This is a genomic window from Paenibacillus sp. FSL M7-0896, assembly GCF_037975415.1.
GTDB lineage: Bacteria > Bacillota > Bacilli > Paenibacillales > Paenibacillaceae > Paenibacillus_AQ > Paenibacillus_AQ silagei.
In genome coordinates this window covers 4,194,867-4,220,551 of record NZ_CP150250.1, presented here as the reverse complement: position 1 = coordinate 4,220,551, position 25,685 = coordinate 4,194,867, and the positions used below count along the sequence as shown (strand labels likewise).

Below are 25,685 nucleotides of genomic sequence, written 5' to 3'. Positions count from 1 at the left end.
TAGGGATGATGGATATCTTACAGATGAGTTTTTCAGCAAGCGTGCTGATCGTTCTTGTGATCGTGCTGCGCTCTGCGACCCTGCACAAATTACCCAGACAGCTATTTCTGGTCCTGTGGGGAATTGTCATCGCCAGACTGCTGATTCCGGGTTCTGTGCCGGTTCTTCCGCAGTTATCGCCACAGGTTGAGGTTGCTGCTGTAATCAATCAGGTTAACACGCACACAGCAGCCGTAGTGCAGTTGCCGGAACGATCAGCCCTGCACACAGGGATGTTCGCCCGGGATATAGCGTTCACAGCCTTTACGGGCGGGGAGCCGGAGCAGCCGTTTCTGAAGCCGGAGCTTCTCGGTGCCATATGGCTTGGGGGCGCGGCGCTGCTGCTTATGACCCTTGCGGTGATCTTCTACAGAAGCAAGAGAGAGCTGCGGACAGCACTGCCTCTGCAGAGGCAGGAGCCTGTAATCGAGGCCTGGCGTGCCCGGCATCCCTTGCGGCGCAAGCTTACCATCTTGACATTTGACCGGATGGATACGCCGGTTACGTGCGGAATCTGGCGTCCGAAGATTATTCTGCCCACGACCCTGAATACCGGTAATGCACCAGCCATGGAATATATTCTCACCCATGAATATATGCATATCCGGTATTTCGATACAGTGTGGAAGCTGGCTGCCTCCGTGGCCCTGTGCCTGCACTGGTTCAATCCGCTGGTCTGGCTGATGGTCTTCTATCTGAACCGGGAGCTGGAGATGGTCTGTGATGCCAGAGTCATCCGTAAGCTGGGTGCAGAGCACAAGGCGGATTATGCGTTATGTCTCTTGGAGGTGGCGGAGCAACAGAGGGGGTTCACGCCCCTGTATACAGGCTTCAGTAAAAATGCGACCAAGGAAAGGATAGTGTCGATTATGAAATTACAAAAATTGACGGTGTTGACGGCCGCCATTTCACTAATTCTGATCGCAGGAGCGGTGTCCGCGTTCGCAGAGCAGTCTAGCGATGCGGTAAGCAGTGCCAATACCGTGAATTCTGCGGAAATGAATGCACTGGAGAGCGACGACAACAGCGGGGGTGATTCGGCGGCAGCGGCAGCCTCCTCGGAGGATGGAGCAGCGGTAACCGATTTTAACTATGATGCGCTGAAGGATTACATGACCTATGGACTGACGTACGACAAAGTACAGGACAGATTCTCTTACAACGGCAAGCCTATCCGCCTGTTCCTGGACCAGGATCTCAAGCATGAAGGCAAGTTCAACAAATTCTATTATGACGGGAACGGCTCGGCGGATTTCAAGGTCGTCCGGGACAAGGACAACAAGATCCAACAGATTCAAGTGGTGAATGACAGTGAGCTTAAGGCCTTGGGGAAAGAGTACGGCTTCGAGCTGAATGCCGACGGCCTGAAGTTCCAGAATGCCAAGTAACTGTCCACCGGATGCTGAGTGTTAAAGAACAGAAAATGAAACGTTAACGCACTTCTTGAGATATGTAGGGGAGTGCGTTATTTGTTATAATGGGAACGGGTGACCAGAGTACAAGCCAGGTGAAGAGGAGGACATGAATATGAATATGGATATGGATATGGATACGGATGTGGATAGGGTTGAAGAGCCGCCCGTTCAGCTTATCGGCATGCTGGGCCAGCCGTATGATCCCAAGAGAGTCCAAGCCGTGCTTAAGCCCTATGGCGTTAAGCGCATGCCGGCGGCGAAGAGCTATTTCAACGATACCATGATCTCGTGCGCCAAAGCATCTCTAAGGATGGATCTCTACCGTATACCCAAAATCAATGAGCTGACCGGACTACAGTATACGAAGCCCGATGATTGGATCATCGGCGCTATTCACTTCCTTCCCCCTGGTTCGGGCAAGCAGAACGAAGTGCCTTATCCCGTCATTTTACCTGAGGACATTACGATGAACTCTTCGCCTGAGGAAGCGATCGCGGCCTATGGCCCTCCGCAGCTGGATGAAGAATGTGAATGGCCCGGATTTTCCGGCCGCATTATCGCCTGGCGGGGCGAGGGCATAAACATCGCATTAGAATACGAGTATAGCAGGGAAGGTAGAGTGCTACGAACCTATATCGCCTGCCTAATCGGCTGCATCGGCGCTTGGCGGAGCGATAACCCGGAGGTTTTTGCACCATGAGCAGGGGAGGGCTGATTCTGGTAGGACAAGCTTTCGTTAGAATCGCGGAGAGCTGTCGGAGAGCTGCCCTCCCTGCAACCGACACACTAGAGAACATAGCAGTTGGATAAAGAGCACTTGTTTCGGCCGAACCGCTCCCTTTTCAAGAAGCAGTTGGAAAAAAGGCACTTAGTTCCACGTATTCTATGAAATCCGCTGAATCTGGACAAATTAAGTGTTGTTAATCCAACTGCTACCCCCAAGTACGCCATGGACGCTCGATTAGTTGTACTTTTTCCACTAGATTCCCTCCCCATTCTCTCACCGCACGATGAACTTAACCTTCCATTCCTCCTGCAATTCATCCCGTTGAGCACACTTGCTAATTTGTATTTACAAATTATGGGATACATGCTATCTTTGCTATGAAAGCGCAACCATGATCTGATAGGTTAACCAAGGTTTTACCATTTTGTTCATGGGGAGGAAGGAAGAAAATGAAGAAATGGCTCAAAAGAACAGGAACCATGCTGCTCGCTTGCACACTGCTGCTTGGAGGCTTGACGGCACCGCTGCGAACCGCCCACGCTGACCCCGCACTGATCACCATCGAAAGCGAGAATGCCCAGCTCACCCCGGATTTGCAAGTGACGACCCAGATTTACGGAACACCGAAGCCAGGCTATTCGGGAAGCGGTTTTGTCTGGATGCAGAACTCCGGTACGCTAACCTACACCGTAACTGTCCCGGCAACCGGCATGTATACGATCTCGACCCGGTATATGCAGGAGCTGAGCCCGGATGGCAGACAGCAGGCATTAATCGTTAACGGTGCTGCGAAGGGTTCGTATATGCTGCCCTACACCACTACATGGAAGGATTTCAACTTCGGCTATCACAAGCTGAATCAAGGCAGCAATACCATTCAGGTCAAAGCAGGCTGGGGATTCGCTTATTTCGACGCCTTAACGGTGGATCATGCGAACCTGGACCCCCTGATTGTGCAGCCCGTTCTCTCTGACGCTCAGGCCACGCCCGAAACGCAGCTCCTGATGAATTATTTGACGGAGGTGTACGGGAAGCACATGCTCTCGGGCCAGCAGGAGATCTACGGCGGAGGGAATGATGGCAACTCCGAGCTGGAATTCGACTGGATTCACAACCTGACCGGCAAATATCCGGCAGTCCGCGGGTTCGACCTCATGAACTATAATCCGCTGTATGGCTGGGAGGACAGCACTACCGCCCGCATGATCGACTGGGTGAATAACAAGGGCGGGATTGCGACCAATAGCTGGCATCTTACCGTTCCCCGTAACTTCACCGCCTATCAGCTTGGGGAGTTTGTCGATTGGAAGGAAGCCACCTACAAGCCGACCGAGACCAATTTCAATACCGCTAATGCTGTGATTCCAGGGACCAAAGAGTACCAATACTTGCAACTGGCGATCGAGGATCTGGCGGAGCAACTGCAGATTCTGCAGGACAACAATGTTCCCGTAATCTTCCGTCCTTACCATGAGGCAGAAGGCAACGGCGGGCTAAATGGGGAAGGCGCTTGGTTCTGGTGGGCTTCGGCAGGTGCGGAGGTGTACAAGCAGCTCTGGGATCAGCTCTATACCGAGCTTACGGAGACCTACGGCCTGCACAATCTGATCTGGACCTATAACAGTTATGTGTACAGCACTTCTCCGGCCTGGTATCCAGGGGATGATCAGGTGGATATTGTCGGCTACGATAAATACAACACCATCTACAACCGCTATGACGGACTGTCCGGCGTGCCGAATGAGGATGCGATTAGCTCGACCTTTTATCAGCTGGTGGATCTCACTGGCGGTAAGAAGATGGTAGCCATGACCGAGAACGACACCGTTCCCAGTGTGCAGAATCTGACCGATGAAAAAGCAGGCTGGCTCTACTTCCTCCCATGGTACGGTGAGCATCTGATGAGTACGGCCTACAATTATCCGGCTACGCTGACCACCCTGTACCAGAGTGATTATGTCATTACGCTGGACGAGCTGCCTGATCTGAAGGGCAATAATCCTCATCCAAGCGCAACCATTACACCATCCATGGTCGAATTTGACAAAGCTCCGGCTCATCAGACCGACCAGACCGTCACCATGAACCTGAACGGCAACACGTTAACGGCTCTTCGATCCGGTACCGCCATTTTGACTGAGAACGAGGATTATACCGTAAGCGGGAACACACTGCTGCTCACTAAGGCGTTCCTGGCAACGCTTCCTGTTGGCGAGCATTCGATCGTTCTGGATTTCAATCAGGGCCAAGATCCCGTGTTAAAAGTAAAAGTCATCGATACAACGCCAGGCGCTGCCATCTCACCAAACCATGCGGTGTTTGACCGGGCGGCGAATCTTGCACAGGATATTTCTGTAGGGCTTACCTTACAGGGGCATCAGCTGACAAGCCTGAAGAGAGGCAGTTACAGCCTTGTCTCCAGCCAGGATTACACGGCCACTGACACTGCGGTTGTTCTGAAAAAAGCTTATCTCTCCACGCTGCCGCTCGGTCAGCATGCGATCGCTTTTCATTTTAGCGGCGGAGCAGAGGTTGTGCTTACTGTGAACGTAGAGGATAGCAGCGTTCCGCTGCCTTCGGGTGACTTGACCATCCAGGCCTACAACGGCAGCACCGGTGCTTCGACCAATGGAATCGCACCCAAGTTCAAAGTAATCAACACCGGGAATGCACCGGTCCAGCTCAGCGATGTGAAGCTCCGGTATTACTACACGATTGACGGCGAGCAGCAGCAGAGCTTCTGGACCGACTGGGCCAGCATCGGAGGCGCTAACGTAACTGGTACATTTGTGAAGCTGGACACCCCGGCCGCCGGTGCTGATTATGCTCTGGAGATTGGCTTCACCAGCGCTGCGGGAACCTTGAATCCCGGCCAGAGTGCCGAGATCCAGACCCGCTTCGCTAAGGTAAACTGGTCCAACTACAATCAGGCCAATGACTATTCTTTTAACGCCAGCAATACCCAGTTCGCCGATCATGAGCAGGTTACGGGATATGTGAACGGGCAGCTGGTGTGGGGGATGGAGCCTTAAGCGCCCTCAGCCGTAGTTGTTGACCCATTCTCCGCTAGGTAATTATACCGGAGGTGTTCATTTGAGAAGAAGGTATTGGTCAACAATAATACTGCTGGCGTTAAATGTACTTTGTATTTTTGCGGTCGATATTTCCACTATTAAGTATAGAGTTGGAAAAGGGACATCAGGTAACGGGAATCCCGGAATAGTAGTTTTGATTCTTAGCCTGATATTGTTTGCCATTTTCCTGATACATTTGGTTGTGAAATCTATTGAATATTTAAGAAAGCTGCCCCCAACAATTACAACGATGGTTATTCCATCTCTGGCAATCGTCACTTTAGTGCTCATGATATTTGGTGAACTAAACACAATCAGTGCATTAGAACAAAACTTAAACGGCTTCACAAATGAGAAAGATTCCGTAGTCTTTCGTTTCGGCTGGATTAATCAATATACAAATACTCTGTTTTATAATGGATACATTTTGATGTTCGGAATTTCCATAGCGATGCTTCTGTCTTGCCTGATCGTTAGAATGCAATCCAAGCCATTCATCGTCAATGAATAAACTTGTAACCGTTTTCGTGTGACGCAATTACTATAAGAGGAGGTTCAACTATGTTATCTAAAATAAAAAAATGCGGAGTCTACAGCCTAGCACTAGTATTACTAGCTTCCACCTTGCTCGGCAGCACGGGTTCCCGCGCATCTGCGGCAGAGGCGTCAGCCGCGCTGACTTCGGACTTCAGATCGTTGCAGGCTTCGCAGATCGTCAGCGAGATGGGGGCCGGATGGAATCTGGGCAACTCGCTTGAAGCTTCGGTGAACGGGATCCCCAGTGAGACCGCCTGGAATAACCCGACCATTACGCCGCAGTTGATCCAGAAGGTCAAAGCAGCAGGCTTCAAAACCATCCGTATCCCGGTCTCCTACCTGAATTATATCGGGAGCGCTCCCGGCTATACGATCAACTCGGCATGGTTGGACCGTGTGAAGGCAGTCGTGGATTACGCCTACAATGAAGGCTTGTATGTCGTCATTAATATTCACGGGGACGGCTTCAATTCCGTTCAGGGCAGCTGGCTCCTGGTGAACAGCGGCAACCAGACGGCCATTAAGCAGAAGTATCAGAAGGTCTGGCAGCAGATCGCGAATAAGTTCGTCAGTTATGGCGAGCGGCTGATTTTGGAGTCGATGAATGAGGTGTTCGATGGCAGCTACAACAACCCGAATCCGGCGTACTACGCCAACCTCAATGCTTATAATCAGATCTTCGTGGATACGGTCAGACAGACAGGCGGCAACAATAGCGCCAGATGGCTGCTGATTCCGGGCTGGAATACGAATATCGACTATACGGCGGGGAATTACGGCTTCGCACTCCCAACTGACACCTACAGATCCTCTACCATACCCAGCTCGGAAAAAAGAATCATGATCTCCGCCCACTACTATTCCCCTTGGGATTTTGCCGGTGAAGAATCGGGGAATATCACGCAGTGGGGAGCGTCAGCGACGAACCCTGCCAAGAAATCCACCTGGGGACAGGAGGATTACCTGAACTCGCAGCTCCAATCCATGTACAACAAATTCACGACCCAAGGCTACCCGGTGGTGATCGGAGAATTCGGTTCCATTGACAAATCATCCTACGATTCAAGCAATAATATCTACCGCGCCGCCTATGCCAAAGCTGTAACTGCAACCGCCAAGAAGTACAAGGCTGTGCCCGTCTATTGGGACAATGGCTATAACGGCCAGCACGGCTTCGCCCTGTTCAACCGTTACAACAATACCGTCACCCAGCAAGGCATTATCAATGCCATTATGCAGGGGATGCAATAAGCAATTCAGCGTGAAGCAGCGGCTCATATGGTCTGCAAAAAGATGAAGGGAGCTCCTGTGGCGATCACGGGAGCTTTTTTATGCTGAAGAAGAAGATAAGTCTTGATGATTTTACCCTCTCCCGGCGCGTAACTGGCCCGATCTTGTGGTAATAATGTCTGTTATGTTATCTTAGCCTTTAAAGATTGTCACTTACATAGTCATTCAAGAAGAGAGAAGAGAGGAAAGTCATGAACCATCCAACCCAAACGCCGCCAGCCAAAAAAGAATTCAATCCCAAAGACGCTGTTCTGGTCTTTTTCGCCTTCGCTCTCATTAGTGCAGCCGTACTATTCGCCTTGGTCATCTACGATGTCCTGACCCTTCAGGACCTGTTATCCTTTCAAAATCCGCTGCAATTGGCAAGTTACGTTGTCCTTCCAACAATCAGCCTTTTGTTATTCGGAATTTTCCTGACCCTGCTTACGCCTGCCAGCTACATTGACGAGACGAATAAGAGCTATCAGAACTATTCACTCGCGGCAATCCTTGCCTTCACTTTTGCCGGTGCGTTATTTGAGGAGCTGCTGTTCCGGGGGATCATTCAGAATGTCCTCCAGTTGAACTTCCCCAACCCCTGGATCGCTATCGCAATCACCACGGTGCTGTTTGTGGGAATGCATGTCCAGTACTATACTAAGCCGCTGATGCTGCTGAACATCACCATCCCAAGTCTGGTCTTCGGGTGGGTGTATGTGCAGACGCATAATCTGCTGGTCCCGCTGCTTGTGCATTTTGTGATGAATCTGGGGATTACGCTGTTGTTCAAATATAAGGTGATTCAGATGAGAACTCCATTATGTAACGGAAAATGAGGTGAACCTGTGAATCCCCTATCTGTCCGAACAGAGATCGAAGAACTAATCAAGACGCTGAAGCTGGACCGGTGCGGATTATTTGAAGTCGGCAAAGACAAGTGGATACGCATTTTGAGAGAGATTGAAGAACGGTTTCTGGTGAAGACCCATCATACGCAGGGATTACACTGGGGCTGGAACCGGCTGCAGGAACCCCGGCTTAGCGCCAGCTTCACAGCCAAAGATTATTCTAAACTAAGAGACATCATCCAAGATGACTCCATCTGGTTCATTGCCGAGGACCGGTATGATAAGCTATGGCTGTATGAGGGCAAGACGGCGACGATTCTCCAGGTGATCCCTGAATTATGCCACCTCAATGAATACTACCTGATCTCCAAAAAGCTTCAATGGCTCCTTTGCGAAGATCACCATGACATGCTTCACCTGAGCGGCCAGCTGATCATTGAGCGATGGATGAGATAGGAAAGAAGCTGTCCCAAAAGTGACAGCTCCTTTTATACATTTGCTGACGCGCAGGCCTGAGGCCTGAATGTATGTGGAAAACAGCATACAATGGGCTCGCTGAAGGCGCGTGGGGCGAATGTATGTGGAAAACAGCATACAATGGACTCGCTGAAGGCGCGTGGGGCGAATGTATGTGGAAAACAGCATACAATAGGTTCGCTGAAGGCGCGTGGGGGGAATGTATGTGGAAAACAGCATACATTTGCACACACGTAGGCCTGAGGCCCGAATCGGAGCGTCCCCCTCCCCAAGTGCTCACGCCGAATCTACTCCAGCATAAAGAGCTATCCCAAGCAACCGCTTCATGGCTTCTGGGACAGCCCCTTCATGCAGATTACAAATTCCCATCCCGGCAGGCATGGCATTTATCCAAGATTTTTTGATATGATGATTTTCCCCCGTTTGGTTGACTCTTCACTTTTGCGATACGCCTGAAGAAGGCCTTGGGCAGTGAAGGGATAAGCCTCATGGATATGGATTTTCAATTTATTCTCTTGCATCTGGTGGACAATGGATTCAAAATCAGTACGGTTAGCTCTTGCCTGGAAGAAATAGGCGTTAATGCCGCGGACCTTCGGGTATTCATTGAGCGCGAATGCCACCAATGAAATATAGGTCCCGCCATCCTTGATGACCGAGTAGTTCTTCCTTCCGATCTCTCCCGGTAACCCGGTACCGAAACTGGATGGGTCCATAGCAGAATCCAAAACAAAATCAACAGGCTCTGTGATTAGGGTAGTGAAATCGGCTTTTGTATAATCGATCACCTCGTCTGCACCGAGCCCTTTGACAAAATCATGATTATAGTCCCTCGCGGTTGCGATAACATATGCTCCATGCTGCTTGGCCAACTGGACCGCCACATGTCCCACGCCTCCTGCACCTGCCTGAACAAGAATACGTTGACCCGGTTGAAGATGGCCATGCTCAAACAGCGCTTGCCAGGCGGTCAGGGCAACCGCAGGCGCGGCGCCAGCCTCTTCGAAGGAGAGACTCTCAGGAATAACGGCCAGGAGATCCTCCTCCACGGCAACATAGTCCATGTAGGAACCTCGCGGAATCATGCCCATGACACGATCCCCCGGCTTGAAATGCCGGACTTTCCCGCCAACCTCTTTAACAATGCCGGCTACTTCATTACCAAGAACAAGCGGCAATTGAAATTGATTCGAAAATTTATCGGCCACCGGACTCTCAAGAATTGCACCGCTGCGAAATAGAACATCTGCGGGATTGATGGATGAGGCGCGCATTTCGACGAGAACCTGTGTGTCGGTGAGTGCGGGAACGGGTACTTCCAGTTCCTCTAGCACTTCGGGAACTCCAAAGCTTGTCAAAGCAATAGCTTTCATGATGATCCTCCTCATAAATTTAACAATAAGTATTATTCACAGATTGTTTAAGCAACACCTGTTTGATAAGATGATAATATTGCGTGCTTGAGAGTTCAACCGCCAGAGTTAGAGGAACGTTGCATAGGCAACACATTGCGAACATTGATGTTTAACAAGGAGATATAGGGATGGTAAATCAGGAAGATCCGAGGGTGTTGCGCACACGACAGTTAATTCGAACAGCGTTCAGAGATTTGTTGCAGAGAAAAGGCTTTGATGCAATCACCATCAAGGACATCGCTCAGGAGGCAACCATTAACCGCGCCACCTTTTATGCCCATTTTGAAGATAAATATGCTTTGCTGGACGAAGTCACAGAACAGGCTTTTCATGAGAGGATTCCAGAGCAAGTGGTGAATGCACAGGAGTTTACGAACGATATATGTGACCAGCTGATCATAATGACGCACCAATACATCATAGATTTTTACCGGATCTGCAGAATAGATTCCAATCCGATGGCTAAGCTGGTCGATGACAAAATAAAGAAAATGCTGCAGCAAACCATAGAAAGCATTTTTATGAAGGGGGATACCTGCCATGGGGCGGACATTCATCATATCAAAATCATGGCGGCCATGACCGGTTCAGCCATCTATGGCGCTGCACATTATTGGTTAAATGCCGGGGAGAATAATCAGCCCGATGTGCTCGTAGACGTTGCTCGACCCTATGTAATGCACGGTTTGGGGCTGGAAAACCCATGAACGACATTAGACACGCACAAGCTCTAATAACATGGCATCGGGTTACAGTTTCAATCTGTGGGCAGGCAAGGACGTTGCCACCGTTCACATACTATAACGCTATTTTCATATACTTTACTCATACTTGTTCCACAGAATTCCCGCAGGTCGCCTTTGCAAACTTCCGCAGCCACATACGTATAACCACGAAGGCGGGGCTCATGAAGAGTCCCGCTTTTGATCTATACATCTAACTAACTCTTACCTCCGTCAGCGGCGTGTCCAAAAATGGCTTCAGACAAATGGTTGTTCTCTATGAACTGCAAGATAAGCTTCGAACTGGTGGCAAAGGACCGGGGTTCACCGAGGATCGTGGAGGAGATTATGCCGACTATTTTGTCGCTCGAATCTATGACGGCACTGCCGCTATTCCCGGGCCAGGTCTGCACCTTGAATTCCATGGAGTGCGTGTATACATCGGGTGTTGATGCATTTTTCGATTTCCGGATAACGGCCACATCATCGGCGGTGAATGTTCCGTAGAGCGGTGTCCAGGTGTACCTCTTGGTATTTCGAGTGTCTGAATTTCCTATTGGCTTAGTAGGGTGTCCGATGACGGTCACCTTTTCGTTGGCTGTTGGCACAAGATTGAACTCCTTGAAATAGCTGTCTTGATAGGTCTTGGGGATTTTTGTAGCGTCAATTTTCAGCAGGGAGAGGTCTTCCTTGAGATCTGTTGCCACTAGTGAGCCAAGCAGATACCCGTCCGATTTTTGCGCATAAAAAGTAATTTGGAAGCGTAATTTCTTCCCATTATAGCTGGCGGGGGCCACGTGATTATTAGTGACAATGTATCCGCCAGGTAACATGAAGCCTGCACCAATGCCAATCTTTGTCTTGGTCCCTTGACCGGACAGTACATACTTTTCTATCATCACGACACGTGTCAGATTTTTGTAATTACGATACGCTTTTTCTTGCTGCTCCTTGGATAATGCCGGGTTACTGGTGTAAGGCCGGACCTTGATACCGGATTTGGTGACCGTCGTGGATGTAATGGACACTTTGCTGACAGCAGAAGCTGCGGCGATATGGATGCCCAGTGTTAGAACCGCAACAGCCAGTAAGCATGAGAGGAATCTGCTAGCCCATCGAGTCATACTCACTCCCCCTTTAGTTTTATACTATTGAGGAGTGAGACATGTTGTGACGGTCAGTCTGCGGATATGTAGATGGCATACGAAAAAGACGAAACACGATTTTGACTCCAATCGCATTTCGTCTGCTAACAAAAAGGCATAAATTATACTCTTCCAGCTTCTCCAACTGACGCCAGAATGATATTTCACATAGAAACCCTTTCCTGTCACGGAGCTTCTTAAACAGGAGCACAAAGTTAAAAGAAATAAAAAGCATGATATGGGAAGAACAATATGCAACCAGATAAGCACCTAATCACCTGCTTAAGCTACTATTCCGGCATTTTCCAACCCGTTTCCTCATCCCAAACAGCATCCGTATCATCTAGATGCACATGCCAATCCCCACTAGAAATACTTCTTCTAATATCCGTCAAACAGGCCAACCAATAAAACAACGCCTGCAATGTATCTTCAAAATTGTCTGAAAGGGGCAGCTTTGTCGAACCTGCAAAGATCACCGTTGGTTCATCCTGATCATAGTCATAAACATAAAATGTTTCTCCAATATCCTTCATTTCAAAACCCGCATTGTATTTATCAATGATGGCCCTGATCTCCTGCTCCTCACTGCCCGTAAGGTTATGATTTCTCGTACAAGTGTAATAAACAGAAACTCCCATGCTTTATTTCTCCCCTTTTGTGCTGGTTAGTGATAACAATACATACCCACATTTTCACAGTCTAATCCTTGATTTTCATTCTATTATAGCACTTGCTCGTTTGGAGCTAAATGAACAAGTCGTTTGAGCTTTTCAGCAAAGTATTCTCGCCGGGTTCCAGTTATACTAAAAGGATAAGTGTTGAAACGTAAGCGCAGACTGGCATAACCGAAAGGATGATTAAGAAATGGAAACTAGAGCAATCGCAGGTACAAGTAGGGCGGGACGTCCATGACTATGAGATCAAGCAAAATGGTCAAGGTGCCTAATGAACTGGTAAAGTTTCCGAATAAAAAAGGGAGCTTGAAGCTGGATGGGATGTCCGTTATCGAAATCTGCTTTTACACGCAAGGCATAAAAGGAACCTTTTTTTTGCAGGATCATCTTCAGCTAATCGTCAAGTCGGGTATCTATACCGTTCGCTTCGGTGATCAAGAATATATGATGCGAAGCAACGAAATGATGTTTATTCATAAATCGATGGGAGTCGAGTACGAGAAAGCGGGTGAACCCGATTCCGAATACATCCTCGACTATATGATGTTTTTCCTGAACGAGAAGATAGTGGATGAATTTCTCAAATTAGCCGGTTTAAACCCGCTTTATCCCGTGAATGATGTTGTTCCGATAACAGTCTTTCCGATCAATGACCGCATTGGAAGCTATATCGAGTCGTTAAAACCCTATTTCGAGAACCCTGACGACGTCAAAGAAGGACTGGTTCGTGTGAAACTGATGGAATTGCTGTTTCATATAGCAGATTCGAATGATCGTTTGTTGCTTCAAATGATGCAACCCATAAGCAAGGACAGAGGCAGCATCACAAAGATCATGGAGGAGAACTTCATGAATCCCGTTTCCCTTAACGACTTGGCCTATTTGTCCGGCAGAAGCCTGGCGGCGTTCAAAAGGGATTTTCAAGCCATATACAACACCTCCCCGCTCAAATGGGTTCGCAATCGAAGGCTGGATAAAGCCAAGGCACTGTTAGCGGAAACAGCGTTATCTGTTACGGATATCTGTTTTACGACCGGATTCGAAAATATCGCTCACTTTTCCAAAGTATTCAAAGAAAGATTCGGACTTCCACCTTCAGAGTTTAGACGGCAGCTGAGGTTGGAGAAGGATGCCTAAAGGGGCTTGAAAATGAGCTAAATAAACAAATAGAATGAGCTTGTAGGCAAAGAAATGTATTCGTCTCCTTGATATTCTTATCTCATGCGGTAAACGCAGCCGTATTAAAACAAGAATAGGGAGGCAATTTTATGAATAAATCTAAGATCGTATTCATTACAGGTGGAAACAAAGGTATCGGTTTTGAGACAGCGAGACAATTGGGAACTATGGGGTATGAGATTTTAGTAGGAGCAAGAAGTGAAAATAAAGGACATGAGGCCGTAACGTTATTGGAAAAGGAGAAAATTACAGCTAAAACAGTGGTGCTTGATGTCACGTACCCCAGCTCCGTTCTCTCCGCAGCAGAATGGATTGAGCAAGAGTATGGATTGCTTGATATCTTGATTAATAATGCAGGCGTGTTTTTCGAAGAAAATACCACTCCAAGTGAACTGGAATTGTCTGTTCTCAAGAGTACCTATGAGACAAACGTTTTCGGTGTATTTTCTGTCACTAAAGCAATGCTTCCACTGCTCAGAAATTCTTCTGCCGGAAGAATCGTTAATCTTTCCAGCGCATTAGGCTCCTTAACCTTGAATTCAGACTCAACGTCGGAATTTTATAATGCGAATTCGCTCGCCTACAATAGTTCTAAAACGGCTGTAAATGCTTTAACCGTTTCCTTTGCTAAAGAATTAAGCGATTCTCCTATTAAAATCAACTCCGTTTGCCCTGGATTTACAGCTACCGATTTAAATGGTCATAGTGGCTATCGTTCAGTCGAACAAGCAGCTTCCGTTGTAGTGGAGCTTGCCACAATAGCTAGTGATGGTCCAACTGGCGGCTTTTTTGATGAGCAGGGAGTTGTGGCTTGGTAAAAAGGGGCGTTGTTGTAAATCACCTACAATACGGTGAACCTTGACGCAGGGGTAAGCTTTTTGGCTTACCGGATAGGTACTGCTAAAACAACATGCAACAGTTTATTTACTTTAACGTGCTTCGTGATGCATCCGCTATCCTCTAATAAATCAATGAGCTTGGGGAGCAGAACAGAATCCTCATCACCTTCATGCGCTGTGCTGCCTTCCCCGGCAATCATCAAATCGGCGATGCAGATCCGTCCGTGAGGTTTTAATACCCTGCGCATCTCCTGAACAGCAAACAGCGTTTGGTCACTTGTCAGATGATGCAGGGCAAAGCTTGAAACAATAAAATCAAATTTCCCGTCAAGGTACGGAAGTGCCAGGAAATTGCCAAGCTTGGTCTCCATCTCGGGAAATTTGCGCTGACACTCCTTTAACATTTCGTTGGACTGATCCACCCCAGCCATCACCGCGCCTTCATGGATCAGTCGACCAGCCAAATTCCCTGTCCCCGTTCCAATATCCAATCCACGTTCTCCACGCATTGCTGAGACCCATTTCACTACGAGCCGCAGCGCCTCATCATAGTCCCCATATTTCCGTGTGTCCTCTTGAACCAACTGATCGTGAACGCCGGCCAAGCGGTCATACCCCCATTTATCCTTCCATGTCCGTTGTTCCCTCAGTCTTCTCGAACCTTCTGCCAGAATGTAAATGTCGTCAAGCGGAAGGGTATGATCTTTCTTAAGGGTTTCAATCATCTGGTCTGTTGTCTCGATAATCTGCTGCATTTCCACCCACTTGGTGAACATGACGGACCGCTGGAGCTCCAACAAATATCGTAATTGACTGTTTCCTTGGGCTTCGATATCTAGCAGTGCAGTCCGAATCTCACTAACCGGCATTCCCGATTCCCTGAGTGCGATGATTGTCTGCAAGCGCCAAATATCTTCTTCGTCAAACCTCCGATACTGATTGTCAGCTTGTTTGGAAGGAGCAATGAGACCTTTGGCTTCGTAAAACCGAATCGCGCGCTGCGATATTTTCAGCATATCAGCGACTTCTTTTATTTTCATGAGCTAGACTCCTTTATCATCTTGACCTTCACTTAACGTCAAGGTTTAGTATAAACCCTAGAAAAGGAGGCTGTCACGATGAAGACGTTAATCAAAGGCGCGACCATCTTAACCATGGGAAACGAGGAACCCTATATCGGGGATATTCTTATCGATGGGGACCGCATAGCGGACATTCAGTCCATTATATCTACTGGGGCAGATGTGATCATTCATGGCGGGGGTATGGCAGCAATGCCAGGGCTGATCAACGCTCACCAACACACCCCTATGAGCTTATTGAGGGGATTTTCCGACGATTTGAAGCTTATGGATTGGTTGAACCAGAAAATGCTCCCTGCTGAAGCACGCATGACTCCAGAGGATATTTACTGGGGAGCAAAGCTCGCGATGGCGGAAATGATTAAATCGGGTACGACAACCTTCGCCGACATGTACATTCACATGAATGAAATCGCGGCAGCGGTAGAAGAGGCTGGTATGCGGGCTTCTTTAACACGGGGGCTCACCTTCCTCGAAAATGACGGAGGGCGGCGAATGTCCGAGGCGCTTGATCTCGTTCGTCGCTGGAGCGGTGCAGCGGAAGGCAGAATCACGACCATGCTAGGTCCGCATTCCCCTTACACTGTTCCTCCGCAGCCCTTTAGAGAGCTTATCGAATTAGCGGAGCAGGAGGACATACCGTTACATACTCATTTAGCCGAAACGAAAGAGGAGGTCATTCAGATTCGGGAAAAGTATAATCAGACCCCAACCGAATATTTGTATCACCTCGGTCTGTTTGAACAGGCGCATGTGCTCCTCGCACATAGCGTGCATCTAAATCGCCGTGATATCGGTTATCTGAAGAGTATGCGGGGCGGAGTGTCCCATAATCCAGTAAGCAATCTCAAGCTTGGCTGCGGCATAGCGCCGATCAAGGATATGGCTGACCAAGGGATTACGATAGGCTTAGGCACGGATGGGGCGGGCAGCGCCACCACGTTAGACATGTTCGAGGAGATCCGGGCAGCAACATGGCTGCAAAAGTTGGATTACGGGGACCCCACGAAGCTTCCCGCAATGGATGCTCTTCGCATGGCGACGGCTGGAAGTGCGCAGTTGCTCCGCATCGCCCATGAGGTGGGCACGCTCGAAATCGGGAAGAAGGCAGATATCATCTTGATTGATATGAGAAAACCCCACTTGCAGCCGATACACAACCTCTATTCACTGCTCGCATACTGCGCTAACGGTGCTGACGTGGACACCACCATCGTTAACGGAAAAGTGTTAATGCAAGGCCGTCAACTGCTCACGATTGATGAAGACGAGTTATTGGAGCAAGTATCGCTGCGCTCTAAGCGTATCGTTAAAGACATCTAATTCCTGAATATTTAAAACGCGGGCAGATCATGTCCGCGTTTTTCATTGATTAATTTTGCGTTAAACTGCCCGTTAGCTTAATGAAGCGCCGCACTAGCTATATATTTAATTTCCTTTAAACATCGGCATATGGTCTTGTTTTTGTTGAGGTTGTGATTCTATGCGAATACTGCATAAAAAACAATATATACCCGCTTTATCAAGTAAACTTGGTATAGAGGATCGCTATTGTCCACAAGTATTCGCATCACATTCAAAGGAGGCCTGAAAATCATTATTTTAGAGGATTTATATTATGGGAGTTTGCGCCCCAATGAGCGGATGAACCCAAACGATCCTGAGTCGCGAAGGATCAATCAGCGGATTATTGATTCATTAGAGATGCTTAAAGAGAGACTACCCGAAGCAGATTTTGATCAGGTAGAGGAACTGCTGGAGCTACATAGTGAATCCTGCTCGCTGCATTCGGCATTATCTTTTATCCAAGGCTACAAAATAGGTGCGTTAATAATGATTGAGGTTTTTGGCGAGAGGGAGTCTAATCACTAAGGCATAAATAAGCAGTGAAGGAACCGGGGCATAGGCAGCTTCGGTAGTTAGAGAAATAGTTTGAACATTCTATAATACAATCTTTCACGAACTAACGCTCGGCATATGGTTTATTATGGTATTACGTGTTATAATTACTGGACAATTATAGACAATCGAAGACAATCTTGAACAAGTGTAGACAATTTCTTGTTTTGATAGATTTCAAATCTATCATTTTAAGACAGTTAGAACAGACAGACTCTGCATTCGATATCTTCTAATATGTATATATTAGGAGGTGGGGAATGTGGATAAAGAAGAAAAGGATAAGGAGGAAAAAGACATGGGTGCAATTACTGGAGATCAGTCAAAAGTGAATAAAACATCTGAAGGTATTAGTAAGTCTTTCCTTAAAACCGCTAAACGATTGCCTAGAAAAGATGGAAAGATAGTATTGGATCGAAATAATCCTGAGCATGTATCATGGGCAGAGGGGTACAAGAAGAAATAATGCTTATTCTACCTAAAGACATATACGAAATTTACCGCGAATACGAACAAGATCCAACCGATGGAAAGTTTAGGCCGAATCTTGTCGTATTCGTTGATGAAGATGATGTATACTGTTTGCCTATTACAGGTTCATCTCCGAATGATCCACCAAGACATAAGGGGGATTACTGGAAGGTGGGAATTGAAGAGTGGAGAGAGATCCCTCTAAAGAAGAAATCCTGGATAGTTATCAATCAAGCTAAAATTGTTGATAGAGAAGACATAGAAAATGCTAAATACATAGGTCCATTACAGGAAGACGATTGGATTAAAGTTATTGAGAAAACAGAAGAGTATGAGAAGTGTTTGGAACAAATCAAAAATACTCGCAGTGTTCGCTCTAAAAATAATCGCACTACGAATACTTAATGGGGCTGTCCCAAAAGCCATGAAATGGCTGCTTGGGACAGCTTTTTATTTTGGAGTAGGATCAACGTGAGCACTTGGGTGGACGCTTCGCGAACGGACCGTTGTTTCAATCGCTGTGGTCTCCAGATTTTTTTCATTCCCCTTAGCGGTGAAAATCCGGAGACCAAGGCGACCGCTGCCGCTTTTGCGCGGGTCGTTCCGTCCTCTCCGCTGTTTAAGCGGGAAAAGTTTCTTCAAATCTTTCTAAAATCACAAAAAGAAACCTCTCTTTTGTTAAAATGGAGTTACCACACAACCATTTCAAAGGAGAGGTTTCTTTTGTACATTCAATATACCATGGACCAGCTTTGCTTGCCAATGGATCTGGAAGAAGATATCCCGGAAAATCACCTCGTTCGCGTCGTGAATGCCGCCGTCAATCGGCTGGACAACGCCATTTTTGACGCGGCCTATCCCGGCGGCGGCCGTGACAGCTACCATCCTAAAATGCTCACCAAAGTCATCATCTACGCTTACACTCAGCGAATCTATTCGTCTCGCCAAATCGCCAAAGCGGTCCGGGAGAACATTCCCTTCATGTGGCTGGCCGGACGGCAGCGACCCGACTTCCGCACGCTGAATCGCTTCCGTTCCCAGCGGATGAGAAAGGTCCTCGAAACGGTATTTACCGCCGTGCTTCAGTTTCTGGCTGACGAAAAATACGTGTCTCTGGAGCATTATTTTGTGGACGGAACTAAGATCGAAGCGAATGCCAATCGCTACACCTTTGTCTGGAGCAAAGCGGTCAGCAAACACAAAGCGAAACTGCAAGATAAGGTACAGGCCCTATTCGCTGACATTGAAGCAGCGGAAGAGCAGGAAGAACAAGAGAATCAGGGCAAAGATCTGGCTGAACTCAGCACGGGTTCGCAAATGGACAGTGAGAAACTCGAACAAGCCGTGCAAAAGCTTGAAGCTCAGCTTGCCGAAAAACCGAAAGACAAGCCCCTAAAAAAGACGGTTGGGAAGTTGCGTAAGGATTTGCTCCCTCGACTGCAGAAGTACGAACAATATCAAAAGCTGCTTGGGGACCGGAACAGTTTCAGCAAGACCGATCCCGAGGCAACGTTTATGCGGATGAAAGAAGATCACATGCGAAATGGCCAACTGAAGCCAGGTTACAATCTACAGATCGGGACCGAAAACCAATTTATTTTAACCTACAGTCTACATCAAAGACCGGGTGACACCCGCTGTTTAGAACCACATCTGGCAAAAACAAAGCAATTCCTCGGAAAACTTCCAAAGACGGTCATTGCAGATGCCGGCTATGGAAGTGAAGAAAACTACGCCTATCTGGAAAAGAGCGAGATACAGGCCGTCGTGAAATACAGCACCTACCACAAAGAAAAGAGTAAAGCCTGGAAAGCCGACGTCGGAAAAATCGAGAACTGGACCTACGACGGATCCGAGGATCGCTGGACGTGTTTAGCTGGACACCCGCTGTATTTCCAACGAGAGAGCAAGGAAACCACAGAGAGTGGATACGAAATTAAGAAGCGTCATTACCAAAGTCAAAGCTGCGGAGGTTGTCCGCTAAAAGAAAACTGCACGAAGGGAAGCGGAAACCGGGAAATCGCAGTCAGTTTGGAGCGGCTTAGATACCAGAAACAGGCGAAAGAAATCCTCCGAAGCGAGGAAGGCTATCTATTGGCCGTACGTCGAATGACGGAGCCGGAAAGTGTATTTGGACAATTAAAAAATAACCGGGGCTTCCGGCGCTTTCTGCTTCGCGGCATGGAAAAAGTGACGCTAGAGGTCGGTTGGCTTTCGCTTGCTCACAACCTGCTGAAGCAAGCAGCGAATGACCAGAAACGCAAGGGAGCGATCCTCCAATAACGGAGAATCGCTCCCTTTCTTACAAATTAATCCTTTAAGAAGGCATGGAATTTTTCCCCACCAGTAGAGTATCTACTTTTGGGACAGCCCCTTTTTTAGAAAAATAAAAATCGATCAAGGCTCTAACCAAGTGATTTATGAGGAGAGTACACCATGAAACTAGGAGCAACCTTATACATTAAGAATACCACTGAAGCTGTAGCATTTTATTCAGAAGCCTTTGGACTTACCCTGGGCTATCATGAGAGATTCCCGGATGGCACATTTATGCACGCATCATTACTTAGAGATGGACAAGAAGTATTTGCTGTCAGCGAATCACACAATGATAACTTGGTTAGAATTATGCTCTCATCATCACTAGAGGGATCACGTCCAACTATGAGTTATGGGATTAACTTTGAGCGTGAAGAAGAAGTGAACAAGGCATACGAAATGCTAGCGAAGGGCGGCACGGTGTTATTTCCGTTAGGCGCCCTTCCCTGGAGCTCCTGCTGTGCTGAAGTCGTCGATAAGTACGGTGTTTACTGGTATATCACGGTAGATCCTTCTTCTCAATGAAGCTCACCGTATTGCCGTCGGGGTCAAGGAACCAGAAGGAGTAGGCGCCCCACGGTCTGCGCTCAGGTGGAGAGGTAATCCCGATGCTTGGGGATGGCTTGCTTCAGACGGTCATATTCAGCCAAGACATCATGAACATAGAACATTAGTGACATATTCTTGTCATTGACCACGTTCACTTGGCCTGGATTGTAGACCGCGAGCTGGGCGCTGTCGAATCCATAATGCTGCCCTTCAACAACCGGAGACTCCTTGAGCACGATTTCATAAAAAGCAGCCAGGCGCGGCGCATTGTCAGTCAGAATACAAACTCCGCAAAGCTTCATGTGTATACCTTCTTCCTTTTTTTGGGCGGCTTAGATTATGCTCATTATCCCAAATCTTGTTTAGGATCACAAGTTATTCATGTATTGCTCTTGCCATTGACATAATTACACAGCGAATAACCGAGGCATCAACTGCTTCGGTTATTCATCACTTAGTATAAGTATTACTCCTATTTATTTTAATTTTCTGAATAGCGTGCCTGAAGCTTTTGCTTATGCGATATCAAGATATCTTCAAGCGATATATCATATTTATTGGCGATGACAATGAGATTTCCTAGAACATCTCCAAGTTCTTCGGTTAATTCAGCTTTATTCTCTTGAAATGTGCCTGCAACCTCGTCTGGACGATCCCTGCCAATCTCTAAAGCACGAATTGCGCGGGCGACTTCCCCAGTTTCTTCAGCAAGAAATCCAATACGAACAAATATATCTAAGTCCGACCAGTTACGATTCTTGTAATATTCCCTAACCCATTGTTGAAATTCAGTGATATCCATGTTTCCCTCCGGTATAAGAAGATTGATAGACTCAAAAACTCGAATATAATAATACCATAACTACGCTCATTGTAATTTGCTTTCGGTGTTAGCTGTTACCATTCAACTACTTCGTCCGCCCAATGAAAAACGAATATTTATCCGCCGTCCCCAGCTCTGTAGTCTCTGTATGATCCACAAGCTGTAATGCTTTCAATAGAGACCCGACCTGTTCGTGCATCAGGTTCACATCGAATTTATCCATTTCTCTATTTGTGCTATCTACCAGGAGATAATCTGGCATGGGGATCAGTCCAATCATTGGAATCCCGGCATTGAACAGGGGCTGACTCTCACCGAATTGAAACTTATTATGTCCGCGCAGGATAACGGTCCGGGTGTTATTTCTATCTTCAACAGCTTTCATCCAAATAGCTTCCATTCTTTCATTCCCTGCATAGGTGAATTCTGTGCTTATTTTGCCAGTCGGTGCATATTGTCCGGAAGCATCGTCCTTCCATTCTAAGCTCCCTAGATGCTCTACAGTGAGTCCTGCCACGGCTTTCAGATGTCCATCTTTACCATCCCACAGCTCAGGATGAGCCTGCATCCAGGTTGAGGTTGCCTGCGAGGTACCTTTGAATTCGGGCAATCTGAAATGTCCTGTTACGAAGGTGAAGATCATAGTACGTTCTGGCTGCTCCTGCTGCTGCAGGTAACGAATCATGGAGAGCATGCCAATCGCACCGTCTTCTTCTACCACATTCACACCATCGGTATGCGTATTTACAATGACCGATTCCTTTTTGTTCTTTCCTTCAATTTTCACATAAAAAGATTCGGTCGGCGCATGTTCCTGTTTTTCTGCCTCCAAAATCACTGTGCCCGCCTTATGTTCCTTAGCTGCGTTGATTACCTTCTGCCCAGCTGTTTTATTGACCCAAACTGCCGGGATTCCGAAATAATGCTCGGTGAAGGGGAGGTATTGCTTCTCAGCCTTTTCATCTGAAACACCATCCCAGACGATAATGACTGCTTTGACGCCCTGTTCCTTGGCTTCGTCCAATTTAGCATGCTTCAAAGCTGTGGTAAGGACCAGATCGCCCTCATCTGAAGGAATACCGCCTGGTGCCCGAAATTTTTCGCGTATATTCATCACCAGTGCCATGGGGAAATTCTTAAAGTTCTTGATTTCTACGACGGCTATTTTGCCCTTGGCTTCCTCATACTCACCAGGTTTGGTGTAGACAAACTCTCCGGTAACTCCATTTGTATCGGTCTCGCCTGAGTAAGGAAACGCAGAGGATACATGAATTTCCTGGTTGTCAACGATCACAGAGCTTTTCTTCTCTTCCCAGCGATCAAAAGTATACTTATCACGGTACACAGTAAGGCCCATATCCGTCACCTGCTGCTGTAACCATGCAATGAACTGATTGTGACCTTCAGATCCCGTTGTACGGCTGCCAAAGGAATTCATTTTTTCAATATTGTCCAACATGGTGGTTGAAGAATCAAGCTGGTCATTGTTGATTTCAGCAGTTAATTCAGCAGGCAGAGTAACAGACCTCGTAATAGGCTGAACATATATGTTAACGATCCAAACCACACTAGCAACTAAAGCGAGAATAACGTACAGCACTCTCCGAACCATTAGAAAAACCTTCCCGCTCTTACGCACATCACCAGCAAAAAACACATTCCATACCCCTGCTACTATCAGCTGTAGAATAGCAAGTGCGAATATCCAAAACTCATTAGTGGCCAAGAATAAAATCTCGGTTACCAGGGCAACAGCATAGAGCCAAAACAGTTTACCTCTTTTTTTGGAGTGAAAAGTATAAATACCTAATTGTGCCAAAAGTACGATTATTGCTAGTACAGCGAACGACATTTCTTTCCCGATCAATACAGAAGTACCAAGCGCTAGAATCAGGAATAGAATCCCCGACAATTCTCGATTTAATTGACTTCTCATAGTTTACCTCTCTCGTTATAAGCATATTTGCCCGTTTTTTAAGTGTACCATTAACTATATTTCACTATAAGGGTTGAAGTATACTTCAAGGTCAAGGCAAGCTTTTGGATTTACCCTCGTTGCAGGGAACGGCTGCATCAATACGTCTTACTAGTTAAGTACATCTTGAACCAGACGACAGATCTTGAAGGAGCTTAATCATGAAGAAGACAACGCGGAGAAAAGAAATGCTGCTGAAAGGCATTGCCATGCTGCTAATCCTAATCCTTGCTGCGGCTGCATGCCGGCATGAGATTGGAACGCTTTTGACCTCAGGAAAGGTTGACAGTGAGTCCACTATGGTACAGAGCATCATGGACAAAACAGCGACTCCAGGTATAGCGATCCTGTCCGCCAGAGACGGTAAGACCGAATTCCAAACCTACGGCTACGCTGATAAGGCGCATGATAAGGAGGTCACAGCGGAGTCGCTTTTTGAGCTAGGCTCAACGACTAAGGCGTTTACGGCGCTTGCTGTGATTATGCTACAGAATCAGGGGGCTTTGGCTTATACCGATGACGTCTCGCAATATCTGCCAGAGTTCGCTCCGACCTATAAGGGGGAGAAGGGTAAGATCACCATTAACCAGCTACTCTCACATACCAGCGGAATACCGTCATGGAGCATCCGCCTGATCCCTGAAGGTTCAGGTAAGGAGCAGCTTGCAGCGACCATACATAAGATGTCCAGCCTTGCGCTGGATACTAATCCAGGCAGTGCCTATCAGTATGCAACGGTGAATTACGATATTCTGGCAGCGGTCATTGAACGGGTTACAGAGATGAGCTATCAGGAATATGTGACGCAGCAGATCCTTAAGCCGCTGGGGATGAACGACAGCTATTTCTCGACAGGACAGGAATGGAAGCCGGAGAAGCTTGCACAGGGTTATCGGGTGTTTTTTGGCAAAAGTATGGCCTACGATGCTCCCAGATATTACGGAAATATAGCCGCAGGGTATCTGGTGACCCATCTGAAGGATTTGCAGCACTGGGTCAACGCTCAGATGGGAAGCGGTGCGATCCCGGATGATCTGCAGAAGGCAATCCAGCAATCGCATGAGCTTGACCTTCGTACAGCGGGACAAGAAAGTGAGAATCTAATCTATGCCTTCGGCTGGAGCCAAGACCCGGAAGCACGGGTGATCCGTCATAGTGGAAGCAACCCGAATTATTCTTCCCAGGCGATCATCGATCCAGAACGTAAGGAGGGGGTGTTCGTACTGGCTAATCTGAACTCTACCGCACCTACGCTGATTGCCCAGAATATCTATGACCAGATGCAAGGGCAGCCGATGAAGGCCTTCAAGTATGACGACACTTATATCCTAATGGATGGGATAGCTTCGTTGTTAGTTGTGTTCACTGCGATTGGTATTGTGTTTAAGCTCATTCGGCTGGCGGTAGGGAGAAGCGGATACGCCACGGACGAGAAGGAGGTTCGCCGTCAAAAGATTAAGGCGCGTGTCACCCTGCTTATCAGAGCACTGTTGTTACTATTGGTGCTAGGCTGGCCTTTATTGGTTAACTACAATTACACTATGATTAGTGTATGGATGTCCTATTCCGTATTGCTGTGGATGGGGCTGGCTTCGATTAGCTGCGTGTTGTCTATGATTCTGGCAGGCAGACATTGGCGTTGACTATAAAGAAGGAGATGATCCTTATTAATCGCTGTAAAAAAATAATATTGAGTATGCTTTTAGGTTCATTACTTGTAGCATTTACCGGCTGTGATGGTAGTCCTAAGAGTACCGTTACCATTCTTGGCGGCAAAGAGAATATTAAATATGCGACTCTAAATAGTGATCAAAAGGCTGCTTTATCCGATCAGACAGCTTCACCGTTTTCCTTTGCGTTCGAGGAAGAGAAACCTTCAGACATTCAATATTTGAAAAATGGCGAAGAGATTTCAATTGATTTTGGATCGAATCCGCCAGATACACTTTCCATAAGCGATGGATTACTTGATGCTAATGGAGATTATTTATATACATCCAAAGAAATCACCGATGTTCCCTATGTTACAAAGAAAGGTGTGTATAGCTTCAAATTAGACACGCACATCGCTTCTTACTTAAGCTCTCACTATGAAAAAGATAAAAAGGAATTTAGAGGTTTTATCATAAATGCAATCTGGGAGAAGCAGGAGAAGAAATATGCTTTTGCGATCCAATCAAACGCTCTCTGAAAGGGGCACATTC

The 25,685-nt window shown here is 47.3% G+C and carries 25 protein-coding genes; 18 read left to right on the top strand and 7 right to left on the bottom strand.

The annotated features are described in order from the left end of the window. Positions 1-23 precede the first annotated feature (23 nt). The 7 genes from MKY12_RS18175 to MKY12_RS18145 all read left to right on the top strand — a co-directional run bounded on the left by MKY12_RS18175 (position 24) and on the right by MKY12_RS18145 (position 8,365). Positions 24-1,427 carry a M56 family metallopeptidase gene (locus MKY12_RS18175; protein WP_339310223.1) on the top strand — a complete coding sequence of 468 codons (1,404 nt, stop codon included), beginning with the start codon at positions 24-26 and terminating at the stop codon, positions 1,425-1,427. A gap of 139 nt (positions 1,428-1,566) precedes the next feature. Further along, entirely contained in the window at positions 1,567-2,154 is a 588-nt protein-coding gene (locus MKY12_RS18170; RefSeq protein WP_339310222.1) for a hypothetical protein, read from the top strand. 476 nt (positions 2,155-2,630) lie between these two features. Beyond that, complete coding sequence (locus tag MKY12_RS18165; RefSeq protein ID WP_339249145.1) at positions 2,631-5,213, top strand: glycosyl hydrolase; 2,583 nt, start codon at positions 2,631-2,633, stop codon at positions 5,211-5,213. A 61-nt stretch (positions 5,214-5,274) separates the two neighbouring features. After that, positions 5,275-5,766 carry a hypothetical protein gene (locus MKY12_RS18160; RefSeq protein WP_339310221.1) on the top strand — a complete coding sequence of 164 codons (492 nt, stop codon included), beginning with the start codon at positions 5,275-5,277 and terminating at the stop codon, positions 5,764-5,766. A gap of 50 nt (positions 5,767-5,816) precedes the next feature. Next, positions 5,817-7,043, top strand: a complete 1,227-nt coding sequence (locus MKY12_RS18155; protein ID WP_339249143.1) for a glycoside hydrolase family 5 protein — start codon at positions 5,817-5,819, stop codon at positions 7,041-7,043. Between the two features lie 230 nt (positions 7,044-7,273). Next, entirely contained in the window at positions 7,274-7,897 is a 624-nt protein-coding gene (locus MKY12_RS18150) for a CPBP family intramembrane glutamic endopeptidase (RefSeq protein ID WP_339249142.1), read from the top strand. A 9-nt stretch (positions 7,898-7,906) separates the two neighbouring features. Continuing rightward, positions 7,907-8,365 (top strand): DUF6756 family protein, encoded by a 459-nt coding sequence (locus MKY12_RS18145; RefSeq protein WP_339310220.1) that lies wholly within the window; start codon positions 7,907-7,909, stop codon positions 8,363-8,365. A 407-nt stretch (positions 8,366-8,772) separates the two neighbouring features. On the opposite strand, the gene MKY12_RS18140 is transcribed toward MKY12_RS18145, so the two are convergent. After that, the gene (locus MKY12_RS18140) at positions 8,773-9,759 is read right to left on the bottom strand and encodes an NADP-dependent oxidoreductase (RefSeq protein ID WP_339310218.1); all 987 of its coding nucleotides are present in this window, start codon (positions 9,757-9,759) and stop codon (positions 8,773-8,775) included. Between the two features lie 170 nt (positions 9,760-9,929). Between MKY12_RS18140 and MKY12_RS18135 the strand changes: the two genes are divergently transcribed. Next, entirely contained in the window at positions 9,930-10,508 is a 579-nt protein-coding gene (locus MKY12_RS18135) for a TetR/AcrR family transcriptional regulator (RefSeq protein ID WP_339310217.1), read from the top strand. Between the two features lie 233 nt (positions 10,509-10,741). On the opposite strand, the gene MKY12_RS18130 is transcribed toward MKY12_RS18135, so the two are convergent. Both MKY12_RS18130 and MKY12_RS18125 read right to left on the bottom strand, forming a co-directional pair. Further along, a complete protein-coding gene (locus tag MKY12_RS18130; RefSeq protein WP_339310216.1) occupies positions 10,742-11,647 on the bottom strand; it encodes a serine protease in 906 nt (301 codons plus the stop codon). 311 nt (positions 11,648-11,958) lie between these two features. After that, the gene (locus MKY12_RS18125) at positions 11,959-12,309 is read right to left on the bottom strand and encodes a hypothetical protein (protein WP_339310215.1); all 351 of its coding nucleotides are present in this window, start codon (positions 12,307-12,309) and stop codon (positions 11,959-11,961) included. A gap of 276 nt (positions 12,310-12,585) precedes the next feature. Here MKY12_RS18125 and MKY12_RS18120 point away from each other — a divergent pair, with 276 nt between their 5' ends. Together MKY12_RS18120 and MKY12_RS18115 are read left to right on the top strand one after the other, a co-directional pair. Then, a complete protein-coding gene (locus MKY12_RS18120) occupies positions 12,586-13,482 on the top strand; it encodes an AraC family transcriptional regulator (protein ID WP_339310214.1) in 897 nt (298 codons plus the stop codon). A 131-nt stretch (positions 13,483-13,613) separates the two neighbouring features. Beyond that, positions 13,614-14,342, top strand: coding sequence for an SDR family oxidoreductase (locus MKY12_RS18115; RefSeq protein WP_339310212.1), 729 nt, complete (start codon positions 13,614-13,616; stop codon positions 14,340-14,342). Positions 14,343-14,407: 65 nt separating this feature from the next. Here the strand turns inward: MKY12_RS18115 and MKY12_RS18110 are convergent, their stop codons facing one another. Beyond that, positions 14,408-15,403, bottom strand: coding sequence for a MerR family transcriptional regulator (locus tag MKY12_RS18110; RefSeq protein ID WP_339310210.1), 996 nt, complete (start codon positions 15,401-15,403; stop codon positions 14,408-14,410). A gap of 78 nt (positions 15,404-15,481) precedes the next feature. Here MKY12_RS18110 and MKY12_RS18105 point away from each other — a divergent pair, with 78 nt between their 5' ends. From MKY12_RS18105 to MKY12_RS18080, 6 genes are all read left to right on the top strand, one after another. Continuing rightward, positions 15,482-16,768 carry an amidohydrolase gene (locus MKY12_RS18105; protein WP_339310209.1) on the top strand — a complete coding sequence of 429 codons (1,287 nt, stop codon included), beginning with the start codon at positions 15,482-15,484 and terminating at the stop codon, positions 16,766-16,768. Between the two features lie 228 nt (positions 16,769-16,996). After that, a complete protein-coding gene (locus MKY12_RS18100) occupies positions 16,997-17,317 on the top strand; it encodes a DUF6809 family protein (protein ID WP_339249127.1) in 321 nt (106 codons plus the stop codon). A gap of 289 nt (positions 17,318-17,606) precedes the next feature. Then, entirely contained in the window at positions 17,607-17,810 is a 204-nt protein-coding gene (locus tag MKY12_RS18095; RefSeq protein ID WP_339249126.1) for a hypothetical protein, read from the top strand. Next, positions 17,783-18,220 carry a type II toxin-antitoxin system PemK/MazF family toxin gene (locus tag MKY12_RS18090; protein ID WP_339249125.1) on the top strand — a complete coding sequence of 146 codons (438 nt, stop codon included), beginning with the start codon at positions 17,783-17,785 and terminating at the stop codon, positions 18,218-18,220. Before MKY12_RS18095 ends, MKY12_RS18090 begins: the two co-directional genes overlap by 28 nt. A 318-nt stretch (positions 18,221-18,538) precedes the next feature. Further along, on the top strand, positions 18,539-20,098 hold the full coding sequence (locus tag MKY12_RS18085; RefSeq protein ID WP_339311327.1) for an IS1182 family transposase: 1,560 nt from the start codon (positions 18,539-18,541) through the stop codon (positions 20,096-20,098). Between the two features lie 153 nt (positions 20,099-20,251). Beyond that, the gene (locus MKY12_RS18080) at positions 20,252-20,659 is read left to right on the top strand and encodes a VOC family protein (protein WP_339249123.1); all 408 of its coding nucleotides are present in this window, start codon (positions 20,252-20,254) and stop codon (positions 20,657-20,659) included. Between the two features lie 62 nt (positions 20,660-20,721). Here MKY12_RS18080 and MKY12_RS18075 read toward each other — a convergent pair whose 3' ends face one another. From MKY12_RS18075 to MKY12_RS18065, 3 genes are all read right to left on the bottom strand, one after another. After that, positions 20,722-20,985 carry a hypothetical protein gene (locus MKY12_RS18075; protein WP_339249122.1) on the bottom strand — a complete coding sequence of 88 codons (264 nt, stop codon included), beginning with the start codon at positions 20,983-20,985 and terminating at the stop codon, positions 20,722-20,724. Between the two features lie 179 nt (positions 20,986-21,164). Further along, a complete protein-coding gene (locus MKY12_RS18070) occupies positions 21,165-21,485 on the bottom strand; it encodes a MazG-like family protein (RefSeq protein ID WP_036733455.1) in 321 nt (106 codons plus the stop codon). 106 nt (positions 21,486-21,591) lie between these two features. Continuing rightward, positions 21,592-23,442: a M28 family peptidase gene (locus MKY12_RS18065; RefSeq protein ID WP_339310207.1), complete on the bottom strand. Its 1,851-nt coding sequence runs from the start codon at positions 23,440-23,442 to the stop codon at positions 21,592-21,594. Positions 23,443-23,642: 200 nt separating this feature from the next. Between MKY12_RS18065 and MKY12_RS18060 the strand changes: the two genes are divergently transcribed. Next, a complete protein-coding gene (locus MKY12_RS18060; RefSeq protein ID WP_339249120.1) occupies positions 23,643-25,124 on the top strand; it encodes a serine hydrolase domain-containing protein in 1,482 nt (493 codons plus the stop codon). Continuing rightward, entirely contained in the window at positions 25,121-25,672 is a 552-nt protein-coding gene (locus tag MKY12_RS18055; RefSeq protein ID WP_339310205.1) for a hypothetical protein, read from the top strand. Before MKY12_RS18060 ends, MKY12_RS18055 begins: the two co-directional genes overlap by 4 nt. Positions 25,673-25,685: the final 13 nt, after the last annotated feature.